The sequence below is a fragment of the Sphingomonas sp. Root710 genome (assembly GCF_001429065.1).
Lineage (GTDB): Bacteria > Pseudomonadota > Alphaproteobacteria > Sphingomonadales > Sphingomonadaceae > Rhizorhabdus.
In genome coordinates, this window is record NZ_LMIB01000016.1 from 415,641 (window position 1) to 430,610 (window position 14,970).

16 protein-coding genes and 2 tRNA genes are annotated in these 14,970 nt (G+C 66.7%); 7 read left to right on the forward strand and 11 right to left on the reverse strand.

All coding sequences use genetic code 11. The features are described from left to right. Nucleotides 1–98 precede the first annotated feature (98 nt). The 6 genes from ASE00_RS19360 to ASE00_RS19385 all read right to left on the reverse strand — a co-directional run bounded on the left by ASE00_RS19360 (nt 99) and on the right by ASE00_RS19385 (nt 5,047). The gene (locus ASE00_RS19360; RefSeq protein ID WP_056383398.1) at nt 99–1,445 is read right to left on the reverse strand and encodes a S41 family peptidase; all 1,347 of its coding nucleotides are present in this window, start codon (nt 1,443–1,445) and stop codon (nt 99–101) included. Nucleotides 1,446–1,728: 283 nt separating this feature from the next. Further along, nucleotides 1,729–2,919: a murein hydrolase activator EnvC family protein gene (locus ASE00_RS19365; RefSeq protein ID WP_056383337.1), complete on the reverse strand. Its 1,191-nt coding sequence runs from the start codon at nt 2,917–2,919 to the stop codon at nt 1,729–1,731. 143 nt (nt 2,920–3,062) lie between these two features. Beyond that, entirely contained in the window at nt 3,063–3,485 is a 423-nt protein-coding gene (locus ASE00_RS19370; protein WP_056383338.1) for a 23S rRNA (pseudouridine(1915)-N(3))-methyltransferase RlmH, read from the reverse strand. A 31-nt stretch (nt 3,486–3,516) separates the two neighbouring features. Beyond that, nucleotides 3,517–3,882 (reverse strand): ribosome silencing factor, encoded by a 366-nt coding sequence (gene rsfS / locus ASE00_RS19375; RefSeq protein WP_056383339.1) that lies wholly within the window; start codon nt 3,880–3,882, stop codon nt 3,517–3,519. A 10-nt stretch (nt 3,883–3,892) separates the two neighbouring features. Then, nucleotides 3,893–4,522, reverse strand: coding sequence for a nicotinate-nucleotide adenylyltransferase (locus tag ASE00_RS19380; RefSeq protein WP_056383340.1), 630 nt, complete (start codon nt 4,520–4,522; stop codon nt 3,893–3,895). A 30-nt stretch (nt 4,523–4,552) separates the two neighbouring features. Beyond that, nucleotides 4,553–5,047: a hypothetical protein gene (locus ASE00_RS19385; RefSeq protein WP_056383399.1), complete on the reverse strand. Its 495-nt coding sequence runs from the start codon at nt 5,045–5,047 to the stop codon at nt 4,553–4,555. Nucleotides 5,048–5,166: 119 nt separating this feature from the next. Here ASE00_RS19385 and ASE00_RS19390 point away from each other — a divergent pair, with 119 nt between their 5' ends. Continuing rightward, nucleotides 5,167–5,775 carry a LolA family protein gene (locus ASE00_RS19390; RefSeq protein WP_056383341.1) on the forward strand — a complete coding sequence of 203 codons (609 nt, stop codon included), beginning with the start codon at nt 5,167–5,169 and terminating at the stop codon, nt 5,773–5,775. Between the two features lie 278 nt (nt 5,776–6,053). Here ASE00_RS19390 and ASE00_RS19395 read toward each other — a convergent pair whose 3' ends face one another. Beyond that, entirely contained in the window at nt 6,054–6,374 is a 321-nt protein-coding gene (locus ASE00_RS19395) for a hypothetical protein (RefSeq protein ID WP_156405517.1), read from the reverse strand. A 377-nt stretch (nt 6,375–6,751) separates the two neighbouring features. On the opposite strand from ASE00_RS19395, the gene ASE00_RS19400 reads away from it, so the two are divergent. Then, nucleotides 6,752–7,324, forward strand: coding sequence for a hypothetical protein (locus ASE00_RS19400; RefSeq protein WP_056383343.1), 573 nt, complete (start codon nt 6,752–6,754; stop codon nt 7,322–7,324). Between the two features lie 29 nt (nt 7,325–7,353). Here ASE00_RS19400 and ASE00_RS19405 read toward each other — a convergent pair. Further along, nucleotides 7,354–7,430, reverse strand: a tRNA-Pro gene (locus tag ASE00_RS19405). 88 nt (nt 7,431–7,518) lie between these two features. Between ASE00_RS19405 and maiA the strand changes: the two genes are divergently transcribed. Further along, a complete protein-coding gene (gene maiA, locus ASE00_RS19410; RefSeq protein ID WP_056383344.1) occupies nt 7,519–8,157 on the forward strand; it encodes a maleylacetoacetate isomerase in 639 nt (212 codons plus the stop codon). A gap of 22 nt (nt 8,158–8,179) precedes the next feature. Here the strand turns inward: maiA and ASE00_RS19415 are convergent. The 3 genes from ASE00_RS19415 to ppa all read right to left on the reverse strand — a co-directional run bounded on the left by ASE00_RS19415 (nt 8,180) and on the right by ppa (nt 10,420). Beyond that, nucleotides 8,180–8,256: transfer RNA gene (locus ASE00_RS19415), tRNA-Pro, on the reverse strand. Nucleotides 8,257–8,508: 252 nt separating this feature from the next. Further along, nucleotides 8,509–9,768 (reverse strand): MFS transporter, encoded by a 1,260-nt coding sequence (locus ASE00_RS19420; RefSeq protein WP_056383345.1) that lies wholly within the window; start codon nt 9,766–9,768, stop codon nt 8,509–8,511. 112 nt (nt 9,769–9,880) lie between these two features. Further along, nucleotides 9,881–10,420, reverse strand: coding sequence for an inorganic diphosphatase (gene ppa, locus ASE00_RS19425; RefSeq protein WP_056383346.1), 540 nt, complete (start codon nt 10,418–10,420; stop codon nt 9,881–9,883). 132 nt (nt 10,421–10,552) lie between these two features. On the opposite strand from ppa, the gene hisS reads away from it, so the two are divergent. From hisS to ASE00_RS19445, 4 genes are all read left to right on the forward strand, one after another. Continuing rightward, entirely contained in the window at nt 10,553–11,800 is a 1,248-nt protein-coding gene (gene hisS, locus ASE00_RS19430) for a histidine--tRNA ligase (protein ID WP_056383347.1), read from the forward strand. Nucleotides 11,801–11,805: 5 nt separating this feature from the next. Next, nucleotides 11,806–12,891, forward strand: coding sequence for a peptide chain release factor 1 (gene prfA / locus ASE00_RS19435; protein WP_056383348.1), 1,086 nt, complete (start codon nt 11,806–11,808; stop codon nt 12,889–12,891). Beyond that, the gene (gene prmC / locus ASE00_RS19440) at nt 12,884–13,708 is read left to right on the forward strand and encodes a peptide chain release factor N(5)-glutamine methyltransferase (RefSeq protein WP_056383349.1); all 825 of its coding nucleotides are present in this window, start codon (nt 12,884–12,886) and stop codon (nt 13,706–13,708) included. The genes prfA and prmC overlap by 8 nt, the downstream gene beginning before the upstream one ends. A gap of 302 nt (nt 13,709–14,010) precedes the next feature. Then, on the forward strand, nt 14,011–14,949 hold the full coding sequence (locus ASE00_RS19445) for a DUF4167 domain-containing protein (protein ID WP_056383350.1): 939 nt from the start codon (nt 14,011–14,013) through the stop codon (nt 14,947–14,949). Nucleotides 14,950–14,970: the final 21 nt, after the last annotated feature.

Below are 14,970 nucleotides of genomic sequence, written 5' to 3' on the forward strand. Positions count from 1 at the left end.
CTTCCTGGCGGAAGAGGGCCAGTATTTTTGTATTTGTTCGATCCGCTCACGCGGATGCGCGGGCCGGTACCGCATGTTTCAGCGAAACTGAAACCGGATCAACGCGCCCCGCGCTTGCCGCCCGCCAGCGCTGTACGCATCGCGGGCTGCGCCATGCGCGACAGCGTCTTGATCGCATAATCGAGCTGGAAGTCGTCGATGCCCTGCTTCTTGAGCGCGTCGGCGGTCAGGATGAAGCGCGGATCGGTCTTGCCGTCATCCTCGAGCACCTTGTCGTCTATCTTCGCCTCGTTGATCAGATGACGGCGCAGATCGGCCTCGCGCAGGCGCGGACGGCTCTTGTAATCGGCATCGCTGATCTGTGGCACCAGGATATCGGGGGCGATGCCGCCCTCCTGCACCGAACGGCCCGACGGCGTGTAATAGCGCGCCGTGGTCAGCTTGAGCGCGGTGTCGTCGGACAGTTCGAGGACGGTCTGGACCGAGCCCTTGCCGAAGCTGCGCTCGCCCATCACCAGCGCGCGCTTCTGATCCTGCAGCGCGCCCGCGACGATTTCCGCCGCCGAGGCCGAGCCGGCATCGACCAGAACGATGATCGGCAGGCCATGCGCGAGGTCGCCCGGCGTCGCGTAGCGGCGCTCGATGTCGGTCTTCTCACGCCCGCGCTGGGAGACGATCTCGCCGCGCTCGAGGAAGATGTCCGAGACGTCGATTGCCTGGTCGAGCAGGCCGCCGGGGTTCGAGCGCAGATCAATCACATAGCCGAGCGGATCGTGGCCGAGCGACTTCTGGATCCCCGCGATCGCCGCGCGCACCGAATCGCCGGTGTTCGAGTTGACGAAGGTATTGATGTTGATGATGCCGACCTGGTCCTTGACCTCCCACTTGACCGGCTTGAGCTGAATCAGCTCGCGGGTCAGCGAGACGTCGAACGGCTTGTCGCGGCCGGGGCGCACGATCGTCACCGAGATCTTCGAACCGGGCTTGCCGCGCATCTGGTCGACCGCCTCGTCGAGCGTGCCGCCATAGAGCAGCTTGCCGTCGAGATGGGTGATATAGTCGCCGGTCTTGAGGCCCGCCTTCTGCGCCGGGGTATCCTCCTGCGCGGTCATGATCTTGACCGCCCCGTCCTCCATCGTGACCGAGAGGCCGAGCCCTCCATAGGAGCCCTGCGTCTGGGTACGCATATTCTGCCGGTCGCGTGCGTCGAGATAGGCGCTGTGCGGATCGAGGCTGGCGAGCATGCCGTCGATTGCGCCCTTCATCAGCGTGCGGTCGTCGACCTTGTCGACATAGTCGGCGCGGACGCGCTCGAACACGCTCATGAACTGGTCGAGCTCCTTATAGGTGCTCATGTCGACCGCGCTGATCGCGGGGGTGAGAGTGGCGGCCAGCGCACCAGCGCCGAAAAGTCCAACCGAACGCAACAGGGTCTTCGTCTTCATCAGGAGCTTCATCCTCAACGGGAGCGCTTATCGTACAGGCTTTTCGCGGTCCGTGAAATAGGACTTGCGTCGAGTCTGCCTGCCATAAAGATGCTTGGCAAAGGATTGCAGGTCAATGAACATGTCGGCAAACACCGGGTCGTCCTGAACTTGTTTCAGGATCCACCATGAGCCTTAAGATAAGCGACAGGCTCTTGCCGAGAACGCGCGCGTAGCACCTCAACCATCCTCACACCGCCTGGTGGATCCTGAAACAAGTTCAGGATGACGGTTGGGGAGTTGCTCAGCCTCCCGACAAAATCGGCAGGATATCCACCGGCCGGCTGTTGCGGCGCAGTTCGACGGTAATGCGCGGCGATGCGCCGTCGGCGGTGCCGAGCGGGCTACCCTGGATGACGTCCTGGCCGACGCGGACATGCGGGCGACGCAGCCCGGTGATGAGCGTGGCCCAGCCATTGTCATGGTCGATGATGACGATGCCGGGATAGCTGCGGAACGGCCCGGCATAGGCGACTCGCCCGCCCGCCGGGGCGACGACCTGTGCGGCGCGGGCGGTGGCCAGGGTTATGCCGCGCGCGCGCACCCCCGATTCCGACAGCTCGCCCATGCCGGTGACGAGCTTGCCCAGCACCGGCAGCCGATAGGGCGGCGGCGCGTTCGCCTCGGCGGCGAGGCGCATCATCTCGGGCGGCGGCGGGGGCGCGCGGCCGGGGATGGCGGGGCGCAGCAGCGGGCCGGACAGGCTGGCCAGCCGGGTGCGGATATCGGCCTGATCGCCGAGGTCGTCGATCAGCTGGGCGATGTCGCGCGCCTTTTCGCCCATCGCGATCATCCGGTCCTGCTCGGCCATCGCATCGTCGACCAGCCCCTGAGAGCGGCGGCGCTGGTCGGCCTCCAGCCGGGCTAGCGCGAGGCGGCTGACCTCAAGCTGGCGCTGCTCGCGGCGCAACGCGGCGACCGCCCGCCCCGCCTCGCGGCGAAGCGCGTCGCCGCGTGCGACTTCGGCGCGCAGTCCGGCGGTGCGCGCGCGTATCTCGGGCAGGGTCGATCCGAGCAGGGCGCGGACGTGGACCATGTCGTCGACCGATCCCGGCTGGACCAGCGCGAGCGCGGCGGGACGGCGCGCCATCGTCTGAAGCGCCGCAGTCAGCCGGACGATCGGGCCCTGGCGCTCGGCGAGCCGGGCGCGCTGGCGAGCGCGCAGCCGATCGACGATGCCGACCTGCGCCTGCGCAGCGGCGATCCGCGCCTCGGACGCCTGGATCGCGGCGGCAGCGGCGGCCTGTTCGGCCTGGGCCCGATCGGCGGCGCGGGTCATCGCCCGCGCCTGCCGTTCGAGCCCGGCGGCGCGGCGCTGGGCCGCAGTGGCATTACGCTTGGCGGTCAGCAAGGCGCGTTGCTGTTCACGGACGGCGGGATCGTGATCGAGCGCCGCGGCAGGGGTGGCGAAGAGGAGGAGGAGGAGGGCGACCAAAAATCCTCCCCGGGAGGGGGACCATCTGAAAGATGGTGGAGGGGGGCCGCGCCGAGCGATAGCGTTTGGGACGGCCCCCCTCCACTGCCTACGGCGGTCCCCCTCCCCGTCCCGGAGAGGATTTTGAAGGGCATACCGTTCCATCACCCCTCGCGATGATAAGGATGGCCGGCGAGGATGCTTGTCGCGCGCCACAGCTGTTCGGCGAGCATCGCGCGGGCGAGCATGTGCGGCCAGGTCGCCTTGCCGAAAGCGAAGAGCATGTCGGCCTCGCGACGCTGCTCCTCGTCGAAGCCGTCGGCCGCGCCGATCAGGAAGCGGCATTCGCGCCGCCCGTCATCGCGCCAGCGGCCCAGCTTTTCGGCAAAGGCCATCGAGCCGAGCTGTTCGCCCTTCTCGTCGAGCATGATGATGACGGTGCCGGGGTCGCGCAGCGGGATCTTGCCCCCGCTGTCGGGCAATTCGGTGATCCGCGTCGGCCAGATGATCCGCTTGAGATAGCGATCGACCAGATCGGCCTCCGGACTGCGGCCGATCTTTCCGCGCGCAACGATATGCAGCAGCAAAGCGACCCCCTTGCCGCTGGAGGTTGTCAGGTCAGGCTTGCGCCGCGACCGGGGCGGGCGCGTCGCCGAAGTTCCACATCCGTTCGAGATTGTAGAAGCTGCGGACCTCGGGCCGGAACAGGTGGACGATGACGTCGCCGGCGTCGATCAGCACCCAGTCCGCGGTCGGCAGCCCTTCGATGCGCACGGCGCGGCCGGTCTCGGCCTTGATCTTGTCGGCCAGCTTGGTCGCCATCGACGCGACCTGACGGGTCGAACGCCCGGAGGCGATCACCATATGGTCGGCGATGGAGGATTTGCCGGCGAGCGGGATCGAGACGGTTTCGACGGCCTGGTCGTCGTCGAGGGATTTCAGCACGAGCTCATGGAGCCGGGCCGAAGGGTCTGGGGTGGTCAAATTACCTCCTTCATGGAAGCGGACGGCGCGTCACGCGATCGCGCAGGCCTGTGTTGCTGTAGGAACGATGCCAGCTAGGGTCCTTGGCCCGGAGCCGCGTTGCGGAACCGCGATCAGGATAAAAGTGCAGCAGCACGAGCGCTGGCGGTCTCCATGCCGTCCAATTCTTCGCCTTGGCCACGGGCCGGACGAAACGCCGCAACCAGCCCATCGCCCCGGAGGCGCGGGCACCCCCATCATAACCCGGACGCGCGACGACGGCAATGGCGACGCTGCGCGCGATACCGCGCCAATCGCGCCATCTGTCGAATTGCGCCAGATTGTCGGCCCCCATTACCCAGATGAAGCGGCGATTGGGGTAGCGGCGGACCAGCGCGCGCATCGTATCGGCGGTGTAGCGCGTGCCCAGCCGCGCCTCGATCGCGGTCGGGCGTATCGGCGCGCGGCGCGCCATGGCGTGCGCCGAGGCCAGGCGCGCGTGGAGCGGGGCCATCCCCTTCGCGGGCTTGAGCGGATTGCCGGGCGACACCAGCCACCACATCTCGCGCAGGCCCAGCGCGCGGATCGCGAAGCGGCTGATGTGGCGATGGCTGTAATGCGCGGGGTTGAAGCTGCCGCCGAGAAGGCCGGTTGGGATCATGGGCGCGGTGTAGTCGCTGTGAGATATTTCTCAAAGCCTGGCTTTCTCCCCCTCTCTTGGCGGGGAGGGGGAGAAAGGCAGCAGCGCCTCATATGTTTCCAGCCCCGGCTTGCCCGGTCGTGGCACGCCGCTGCGCAGGAGGAAGGCATCCGCCACGATCTCCGCCTGCTGTTCGATCCCATAGCGGGCGAAGGGCTTGCCCGGCCTGATCGCATAGGAATAGCGGCAGAAGGGGTGGCGCATCAGCGGCAGATACCAGCGGCCGCCCCGCTGCGCCTGCCAGACATGGGTCATCTCATGGACGAACAGCGCCTGCATCGTCAGGCTGCCCGAGGCGTAGCAGGCGCGGTAGAGATCGCCCCGCGGGTGGCACCAGAGATCGCCGTCGGGGGCCATGATCGCCTGCCGGGGCTGGAAGCGCCACCAGCGCGCCCGGTGGATCGCGACGCGGTCGAGATCGATCGCGTCGCCGAACATCGATTCGGCGAGGCGGCGTTCGGCCCGAGTCAGCGCGCGGCACGTCATGCCGCCGATATAGAGAGCGGTGTCGCGGAGACGGAACTTTGTTACGCCGCCGCGCTTCATTCCCAATTCAGCGGCGCTTGGGCATAAGCGCCGCCACAACGAACCAGAACAGGACCGCCATGCGCCCGCTCATCGCCTCGCTGATTCCCGCCGCGATCGTCATCGCCGCCCCCGCGCATGCGCAAAACGGGTCGCTCGCCGAGGTGCAGGCCCATCTGCGCGGGATCAGCACGATGACCGCCGATTTCGTCCAGACCGACCGCAAGGGCAAATCGCTGTCGGGCAAGCTGAGCCTGCGCCAGCCCGGCAAGGTCCGCTTCCAATATCAGCCGGGCGTGCCGCTGCTGATCGTCGGCGACGGCGATGCGCTGACGATGATCGACTATTCGGTGAAGCAGGTGTCGCGCTGGCCGGTCGGCAATTCGCCGCTGTCGGTGCTGATCAATCCCAACAAGGACATGAGCCGCTTCGCGCGGGTGATAGCGTCGCCGACGCCGGGCACGATCCAGGTCGAGGCGCGCGACCCCAAGCATCCCGAGTTCGGCACGATCACCATCTTGTTCGCGCGCGGCAGCGGCCCGGGCGGGCTCAGTCTCGCCGGCTGGACGGTGCTCGACGCGCAGAACGGACGATCGACGGTGCGGCTCACGAATCAGCGCTATGGCGTGCCGATTTCCGACAAGACGTTCAAATGGGACGACCCACGCCCGAAGGGGCCGCGCAAATAACAGCCCCGTTCATACAGGCGACAGGTTGGGTCGCCTAATACACGTCCAGCGGGCGCAATCGTTCTCAAGATTCCCCCCTGTTGCTTGAGAACAATGGCTGCGCCCCGCCTGCGTGACGAACGTCAGGTCGGCCCTCGCTCCCCGCCCCCGGAGCGGGGGCCATTCCTTTTTTGGGGTTTTCCGCTGCTCAGATCAGTCCGGACGATCGTCCTTCCCCGGGATTGTTGCTCTTGTCTGCGGGCTGGCGTTCGCGTGCCGGGCCAGGATTCCTGCTTGGATCAATCGCCCAGGCTATGCTTGAGCCGTTCCACGACCATCGAAAGGATTCGGATCGTCTGCCGCGTGCCGGCAATGCAGCAACGGTCTACACTTTCTCCTATGAAATCGAGAATCTTCACAATAAGCCTGAGGGTGAATGGTACGGCGTGGAAGACAAGCAGCCACATGACGACGGCGGCTGCGGCCTCTGAAACGAGCTTCGCAGGCGATCCAATCGACCAAGGCATCATATGGCTCAGAGCTTCCGCGCCAGCTTGGGTGTTATGGGCTAAAGTAGTAAGAGCAGTTATAACAATTACATGTGGGGATTTGGCGTTCATGACTGTCTCCATGGTCTAAGCGACTTCCCCCATGCTCCGGACGCGCTTCGACTCGCGTTCGGAAATGGGCCCTCGGATCGTCTCTCTGGCGGTCCGAGGGTTCTGTTTTTCAGAAAAACGCATAGGCAATCTCGGGCCCGACAAGGAGATTGCTTTGCTCGCCAGCTCCCGCTACTGCGAGCACCCTGAGAAACACCGGCGGGACTCGGCCGGTTTGCCAATCTGGCACCATGCAGCGAGTGATTCGGTCTGTCTTCGCTGCTGGATAAAATGTCTCCTTAACCCTTTTTACATGCAATATCCGAAATGGATGCGATGAACGTCGCACCAGCGCGCTCATTGGTGCATTATACGCACCAGGCCAAGCAGGAGGCGCGATGATGGCCGAGGATTCGGGTCCAGCCTTGAAGTTTTTCCGGAGGAATGGCCGGTCGGTCGGCGAGTTCAATCGGATTGACAAGGCCATCGAGCGGCTCAATCCCGAAAGCATTCGCCGGCTATTTTACGACACTATTCACCAGCAGTTCGGCGGGAATGTGCGCAAGGCGGTGACGGAGTTTGCCGATATCCTCAAGCGATCGGAAAATTTCCTCAAGTTCCGCAGGCATAAGATAGGGATCAGCGAAGACTCTCTGTACAAGCTTACTAAGGACAAGCAGCTTGTATCCTATACCCAGCTCGATGCGCTGGCCCAGCATCACAAGGTACCGCTCGGGCTGCTGCTGATTTTTACGCGCCTTCGCTCGGAGATATCGTCTGGCGACGGCGATCATGAGAGGCTGGTCAAGATGACCGGCGGCCTGAAGGCCGCTATCACTATGATGGAAAGCCGGATCCGCGCAGCGGGCCGCGAAGGCTCGACCATCGCCATGGATCATGACGCTTTCATCGACTTCGTCGAAGCGTATCGCAGCCGGCTCCCGGAGGTGCAGAGCTCGCTCCTCGATTGACGGGGTGCGAGAGGACCAACGACGGAAAATGGTCGGGGAGACAGGATTCGAACCTGCGACCCCCTGGTCCCAAACCAGGTGCGCTACCAGCCTGCGCCACTCCCCGACGCGGCGTCGCTATAAGGCGGCATTCCCATAAGTACAATTGATGCTTTTGCCGTGGCGGATTAGAGCCACGTGAGGAAGGTGTCCGCATGAAGCTCTACAGCTATTTCCGGTCCTCGGCGGCCTATCGCGTGCGGATCGCGCTCAATCTCAAGGGGATCGAAGCCGAGCAGGAGGCGGTGCATCTGCTTCACAAGGAGCCGCTGCCCGCCTATCGCGCCGAACATAATCCGCAGGGGCTGATTCCCGCGCTCGACAGCGATGACGGCCTCCTCGTCCAGTCGCTGGCGATCATCGAATATCTGGAGGAACGCTATCCCGATCCGGCGCTGCTGCCGCACGGTTTCGCGCCGCGCGCCTATGTCCGCGCCGCTGCCCTGCTGATTGCGTGTGACATCCACCCGCTCGCGAATCTGCGGGTGCTGCGCTATCTCAAGAGCGATCTCGGCCAGGAGCAGGACGCGATCGACACATGGTATCGCCATTGGGTCGAGGACGGGCTCGCCCGGCTCGAGGCCTTCGTCGCCGCAAAGGGGTGTAGCGGGCGCTACATCTTCGGCGACAGCCCGACGATCGCCGATTGTTGCCTGGTTCCGCAGATGTTCAACGCCCGCCGGCTGAACTGCGACGTCGCGCCCTTCCCCACGCTGGTCGCGATCGACGCGCACTGCGCCGAACTCGACGCTTTCCAGCGGGCGCATCCATCGGTGCAACCCGACGCGGAGTGAGGATTGGCGCGATCTTAAGAAATGGTCGGGGAGAGAGGATTCGAACCTCCGGCCCCTGCCTCCCGAAGACAGTGCTCTACCAGGCTGAGCTACTCCCCGACGGAGATCCGGTCGTTTTCTGCGGCTCGGGAGCCGACCGGATTGAGCCAAGTCGGGGCCCTATAGGGGGGCGGCCGATTCCATGCAAGGGGCGGGATCGCCTTTTTCCGGCGCGCTCATCACCTTCTGATCCGCTCATCCTGAGGAGGGGCTGAGCTTGGCGAAGCCCCTTCTCGAAGGATCATGCTTGGGGCGTCCTTCGAGACGCCACTTCGACAGGCTCAGTGGCTCCTTAGGATGAGCGGTTGAGGATCAAATAGCTGCCGCCGGGGTGGCGTTCCGCGCAATCGTGACCGCCATCAGCGCGGCGAGCAGGCCGAAGGCCCCGGCGATGGTGAAGGCGAGCAGATAGCTGCCGGTTTCCTCGCGAATGAGCCCCGCGCCGAAGGCGGCGATCGCGGCGCCGATCTGGTGCCCGGTCATGATCCAGCCGAATATGATCGGCGCCCGGGCCTCGCCGAAATGGCGGTTGGCGAGCGCCAGCGTCGGCGGCACCGTGGCGATCCAGTCGAGCCCGTAGAAGACCGCGAAGAGCAGCAGCCCGGTCGGCTGGAAGTTGAGCGCGGGCAGCGCCATCAGCGACAGGCCGCGCAGCCCATAATAGACGAAGAGCAGCTTGCGCGGATCGTAGCGGTCGGTCAGCCAGCCCGAGGCGGTGGTGCCGACCAGATCGAACAGCCCCATCAGCGACAGCAGCCCCGCCGCCTGCACCGGCGATATGCCGTTGTCGCCGCAATAGGCGATCAGATGGGTGCCGACGAGGCCGTTGGTGGTCAGTCCGCAGATCAGGAAAGTGCCGAACAACATCCAGAACATCGGCGTGCGCGCCGCCGAGGTCAGCGTCTCGATCGCCAGCATCGCGCCGCGCGGCGGCGCGGGCGGCGGCGGCGTGCCCGGCGCTTCGCCATAGCGCACCGCGCCGATCGCGGCCGGGGTTTCGGGCATCAGCAGCCACACCACCGGGATCAGCGCGGCGGTTGCGATCCCGACGCACAGCGCGACCGGCGTCCAGGCGCCGTTGCGCGTCAGCCACGCCATCGCCGGCAGGAAGATCAGCGCGCCGGTCGCCGTGCTGGCGGTGAGCAGGCCCATCATCAGCCCGCGCCGTGCGGCGAACCAGCGGTTGACGATCGTCGCGCCCAGCACCGGGGCGATCGCGCCGGTGCCGACGCCGGAGATCACGCCCCAGGTCAGGATATAATGCCAGCTCTGCGTCATCCACAGGCTGGCCAGAACCGACCCGGCGATCAGCGCGAGCGCGCCGATCATCGTCCGGCGCAGGCCGAAGCTCTGCATCAGCGCTGCCGCGAAGGGACCGCTGAGGCCATAGAGGAAGATGCCGACTGCCGCTGCCAGTGAGACGGTCGCCCGGTCCCAGCCGAAGGCGAGTTCGAGCGGTACGATCATGACGCTGGGAGCGGAGCGCAGCGCCGCCGCGACCAGCAGGGTCACGAAGGTGACGGCAATGACAACGAAGGCGTAGTTCTGACCCGAGGCGCGGCGGTGCAACATGATAGTTCCGTACCGATCGGTACGGGCTGGCGCAACCACAAAAAACAAGGGCCCCGCCGGATGGCTGGGGCCCTCATGTCTCTACCAGGCTCTCGCCGGATGGTGTCCGGAGTCAGGCCGCCTTGGCCTTCTTGGCCGCCTCGATCGCCTCGACGACGATCTGGCGGGCTTCGTCGGCATCGCCCCACTTGCCGATCCGCACCCACTTCTTGGGTTCGAGATCCTTATAGTGGGTGAAGAAATGCTCGATCTGCTGCATGACGATCTCGGGCAGGTCGTCCTTCTCGCCGACATTGGAATAATAGGGGAAGGTGCCGTCGACCGGCACGGTCAGCAGCTTCTCGTCGCCGCCAGCCTCGTCTTCGAGCTTGAGCACCGCGATCGGCCGCACGCGGACGACGCAGCCGGGCACGAAGGGCGAGCGCGCGACGACCAGAGCGTCGAGCGGATCGCCGTCGGGCGACAGGGTGTGCGGCACGAAACCGTAATTGCAGGGATAGCGCATCGGCGTGTGCAGGATGCGATCGACGAACAATGCGCCCGACTTCTTGTCGAACTCATATTTCACCGGTTCGCCGCCCACAGGCACTTCGATGATCACGTTGAGGCTGTTGGGCGGATCGTCGCCCACGGGGATGAGGTCGATGTTCATGGCCGCGCCTTTATGCTGCACTGCAAGGAATGCCAAGCCCCGAACCGGCCGATGTGGCGGATTTCCGGGATGGAAAGGCTTTGCTGACAGCAATCTTTCCTCCCATCGTCATTTTGCTCTAAGGGCGCGACGATGAGCAAGATCGAAACACCGCGCCCGATCCGGGGCACGCAGGACATGCTGGGGGAAGCGGCGCTGCGTTTCGGCCATGTCGTCGAGACCTTCGACCGGGTGCGCCGCCTCTACGGATTCGGGCGCGTCGAGGTGCCGGTGTTCGAGCCGACCGCGGTGTTCGCTCGCTCGCTGGGCGAAACGACCGACGTCGTGTCGAAGGAGATGTACAGCTTCGAGGATCGCGGCGGCGATTCGGTGACGCTGCGGCCGGAATTCACCGCCGGGCTGTGTCGCGCCTATCTGACCGAGGGCTGGCAGCAGCATATCCCGCTCAAGATCGCGACGCATGGGCCGCTGTTCCGCTATGAGCGTCCGCAGAAGGGCCGCTACCGCCAGTTCCACCAGCTCGACGCAGAGGTGATCGGTTCGGCAGAGCCGTTGGCGGATGTCGAGCTGCTCGCGCTCGGCGACCAGCTGCTGCGCGAGCTGGGCGTGTCCGAGGGCGTGACGCTGACGCTCAACACGCTCGGCGACGCCGAGACCCGCGACGCCTGGCGCGCGGCGCTCGTCGCGCATTTCGAGAAGCACAGGGGCGAGCTCAGCGAGGACAGCCTCGACCGCCTCACCAAGAACCCGCTGCGTATCCTCGATTCGAAAGACCCGCGCGACCGGCCGGTCGCCGACAGCGCGCCGGAGATTGACGCGTTTCTCTCGACGGATGCGGGCGCTTTTTTTGAGACGGTGATCAGGGGCCTGGAGGCCGCCGGCATCGCCTGGACGCGCAATGCCCGGCTGGTGCGCGGGCTCGACTATTACCGCCACACCGCCTTTGAGTTCGTCACCGACCGGCTGGGCGCGCAGGGCACCGTGATCGGCGGCGGCCGCTATGACGGGCTGATCGAGGCGCTGGGCGGCCCTCCGACCCCGGCGGTCGGCTGGGCGGCGGGCATCGAACGTCTGGCGATGTTGATCGACGCGCCCGAACGCGAGCGGATCGACGTCGCGGTGGTGCCGATGGGCGAGGCGGCTCAGGGCGTCGCGACCGCAATCCTCGCCGATCTCCGCCGCGCCGGCATCGCCGCCGACATGGCCTATAAGGGCAATATGAAGAAGCGCATGCAGAAGGCCGACGCGTCGGGCGCGCTGTGGGCGGTGATCATCGGCGACGACGAGGTGGCGAAGGGCGAGGTGGCGCTGAAGCACCTGTCCGACCAGACCCAGCGCTGGGTGCGCATCGGCGCGCTCGTCGAAACGCTGAAGGCCTGAGCACGATGGTCTCGATAACCTCGGCGCGGATCGCGCAGATCGAGGCGCGCCGCGACGAGTTGCAGGCGTCGATGGCGCGCGGCGACCTGCCGTCGGACCAGTTCGTCCAGCTGTCCAAGGACTATGCCGAGATCGAGCCGGTCGCGGTCGCGGCGGGCGAGGTGCGTCGCCTGCGTGCCGAGCTGGAGGTGCTGCGCGGCCTGGCCGACGACGAGGCGAGCGACGCCGAGATGCGCGAGATGGCCGCCGAGGAGCTTGAGGAGATCAAGGCCAAGCTGCCCGCCGCCGAACGTGACCTGGCGCTCAGGCTGCTGCCGCGCGACGCCGCCGACGAACGCTCGGCGATGCTCGAAATCCGCGCGGGCACCGGCGGCGACGAGGCGGCGCTGTTCGCGGGCGACCTGTTCCGCATGTACCAGCGCTATGCCGAGGACCGCGGCTGGCGCGTCGAGCTGATCTCGGCGAGCGCCGCCGACATGGGTGGCTATAAAGAGGTCGTCGCGGGTGTCACCGGCGCGGGGGTGTTCGCGCGGCTCAAGTTCGAAAGCGGCGTCCACCGCGTCCAGCGCGTACCGGTCACCGAATCGGGCGGGCGCATCCACACCTCGGCGGCGACCGTCGCGGTGCTGCCCGAGGCCGAGGAGGTCGACGTCCAGATCGACGAGGCGAAGGATCTGCGGATCGACGTCTACCGGTCCTCGGGGCCCGGCGGCCAGTCGGTCAACACCACCGACAGCGCAGTGCGGATCACCCATATCCCCTCGGGCCTGGTGGTGATCCAGCAGGACGAGAAGTCGCAGCACAAGAACAAGGCCAAGGCGCTGAAGGTGCTGCGCACCCGGCTCTATGAGATCGAGCGCGAGCGGCTGGCGAGCGCGCGGGCGGGCGCGCGCAAGTCGATGGTCGGCTCGGGCGACCGCTCCGAGCGGATCCGCACCTATAATTTCCCGCAGGGGCGCGTCACCGACCACCGCATCAACCTGACGCTGCATCGCCTGTCCGAAATCCTCGAGGGGCCGGGTCTCGACGAGCTGATCAGCGCGCTGATCGCCGAGGACGAGGCCGAGCGTCTGGCGCAACTGGATGGCTGAGATCGTCCGCGCGGCGCTGGCGCGTGCGGCGGCGATCCTGGCGGAGACGAGCGATAGCGCGCGGCTCGACGCCGAACTGCTGATGGCGCACGCGCTTGGGATCGATCGCGGGGTGATGCTGATCGGCTGGCAGGACATTCCCGCGCCCGCCGCGTTCGACGGGCTGGTCGCGCGCCGCGCGGCGCACGAGCCGGTCGCCTATATCATCGGCCATCGCGACTTCTGGACGATCAGCCTCGACGTCGGCCCCGGCGTGCTGATCCCGCGCCCCGACAGCGAGACGCTGGTCGAAGCCGCGGTCGCGCATTTCGGGGCGGCCGGACCCGCGCGCGTCCTCGATCTCGGCACCGGATCGGGGGCGCTGCTGCTCGCTGCGCTCGCCGAATGGCCGAAGGCGACCGGGCTCGGCGTCGACCGGTCGGCGGCGGCGGTGCGGATCGCGCAGGGCAACGCCGCGCGGCTCGGGCTGCTCGGCCGCGCGACGATCCGTGAAGGCGACTGGGCCGAGGGGATCGACGAGCGCTTCGATCTGATCCTTTGCAACCCCCCCTATATCGAGCGGGATGCCGCGCTGCCTCCCGATGTCGCCCGTTTCGAGCCGGCGACGGCGCTGTTCGCCGGTCCGGACGGGCTTGACGACTATCGCCGCCTCGTGCCGCAAATCGCCCGGCTGCTCGCGCCCGGCGGGCTCGCCGCGATCGAGATCGGCGCGCATCAGGCGGATGCTGTGCGCGCGCTGTTTGCCGAGGCGGGGCTGGCGGCGGGTGTGCGCGGCGACCTTGCCGGACGCGACCGCGCGATAATCGTCAACGGCTGATCCTTTTGTCGCAGCGCGGATATATTCCGCTTGGAAAAAGCCGAGCGAGCCCCTACATCGGTGGATATGGACGGGCCTGCGATGCGTACGCGCACCGGCCCGGTGCTACGACCTCCAATGGCAGGGGCGCCGGTTTCTTTGGGCGGCCATGACGTGTGGCGGATGCGGGCCATGTTCGGTCCCGCGCCCGGAGCGGCGTGCATCTAACCGATTAGGGGCGATCCGGCCCCTTGAGTGATCCGGGGCGGTCCCGGTGTGGGGAGTGGTGAACCGATACCACCAGTGACGAGGACATCGGAAAGTTGATCAACAATCGGCAGAACGGCCGCCGTCGCGGCCGTGGCGGTGGTCAGGGTGCGCCCCGGCCCAATGGTTCGAACGGCGGCCAGGATCGCGGCAACCGCATCGATAACCGCGCGCGCGGCAACGCCGCCCAGCTCCATGAGAAATACAAGGCGCTGGCGCGGGACGCTCAGATGCAGGGCGACCGGGTCAATACCGAATATTATCTTCAGTTCGCGGACCATTATTTCCGCGTGCTGGCGGAGAGCCGTTCGCGCTTCGAGGATCAGCAGCCGCGCCCGCGCCGCGACGATTATCAGAATGCGTCCGACGAGGATTATGGCGACGAGGGTGATCGCGCCGGCAATGAGGAGCAGCGCTCCCCGTCCGAACCGATGTTTGCGATGCGCGAAACAAGTGCTCAGCGCGATTTCGATGGCGAGGCTGACGGCAACCGCGGCGAACGCCCCGATCGGGCGGCGCGCGGCGAGCGCCCCTATCGTTCCGAGCGGCCGGAGCGGTCCGAGCGAGGGGAGCGTCCCGACCGTTCAGACCGGTCCGAGCGCCCCGTGCGGACCGAACGTCCTGACCGGTTCGAGCGTGCCGAACGTCCAGAACGTCCAGAACGCATTGAGGCCGCTGAGCCGGTCGAGACCGCCGAGCGTGGCGAGGATGAGCAGCGCCGCCCGCGCCGTGGCCGTCCGCCACGCGCCGCAGCGCCCATCGCCGCCGAAGCGCCCGTCGAGGCGAGCACGCCGGCCGAGGCCGTCGCGCCCGCGGGCGATGATGCGCCTCAGCCGGTGCGCCGTCGCGGCCGCCCGCCGAAGGTGCAGCCGGCCGAGCAGATCGAGGTCGATCGCCTGCCGCCGTCCTTCTCGCTGAAGCCGACGCCGAACGAAGACGATGCCGTGAAGCCGCGCCGGACGCGCAAGCCGCGCACCGAGCCGGCGGCGATCTGATCGTTTCGCGATGATCGAATG

What these genes read in the sequence shown, in the direction of transcription:
- ASE00_RS19420 (WP_056383345.1), bottom strand. Translation starts at nt 9,768, where the DNA reads ATGTTGCACCGCCGCGCCTCGGGTCAGAACTACGCCTTCGTTGTCATT.
- ASE00_RS19395 (WP_156405517.1), bottom strand. Translation starts at nt 6,374, where the DNA reads ATGAACGCCAAATCCCCACATGTAATTGTTATAACTGCTCTTACTACT.
- ASE00_RS19400 (WP_056383343.1), top strand. Translation starts at nt 6,752, where the DNA reads ATGATGGCCGAGGATTCGGGTCCAGCCTTGAAGTTTTTCCGGAGGAAT.
- ASE00_RS19385 (WP_056383399.1), bottom strand. Translation starts at nt 5,047, where the DNA reads ATGACGTGCCGCGCGCTGACTCGGGCCGAACGCCGCCTCGCCGAATCG.
- hisS (WP_056383347.1), top strand. Translation starts at nt 10,553, where the DNA reads ATGAGCAAGATCGAAACACCGCGCCCGATCCGGGGCACGCAGGACATG.
- prmC (WP_056383349.1), top strand. Translation starts at nt 12,884, where the DNA reads ATGGCTGAGATCGTCCGCGCGGCGCTGGCGCGTGCGGCGGCGATCCTG.
- ASE00_RS19380 (WP_056383340.1), bottom strand. Translation starts at nt 4,522, where the DNA reads ATGATCCCAACCGGCCTTCTCGGCGGCAGCTTCAACCCCGCGCATTAC.
- ASE00_RS19360 (WP_056383398.1), bottom strand. Translation starts at nt 1,445, where the DNA reads ATGAAGACGAAGACCCTGTTGCGTTCGGTTGGACTTTTCGGCGCTGGT.
- prfA (WP_056383348.1), top strand. Translation starts at nt 11,806, where the DNA reads ATGGTCTCGATAACCTCGGCGCGGATCGCGCAGATCGAGGCGCGCCGC.
- maiA (WP_056383344.1), top strand. Translation starts at nt 7,519, where the DNA reads ATGAAGCTCTACAGCTATTTCCGGTCCTCGGCGGCCTATCGCGTGCGG.
- ppa (WP_056383346.1), bottom strand. Translation starts at nt 10,420, where the DNA reads ATGAACATCGACCTCATCCCCGTGGGCGACGATCCGCCCAACAGCCTC.
- ASE00_RS19390 (WP_056383341.1), top strand. Translation starts at nt 5,167, where the DNA reads ATGCGCCCGCTCATCGCCTCGCTGATTCCCGCCGCGATCGTCATCGCC.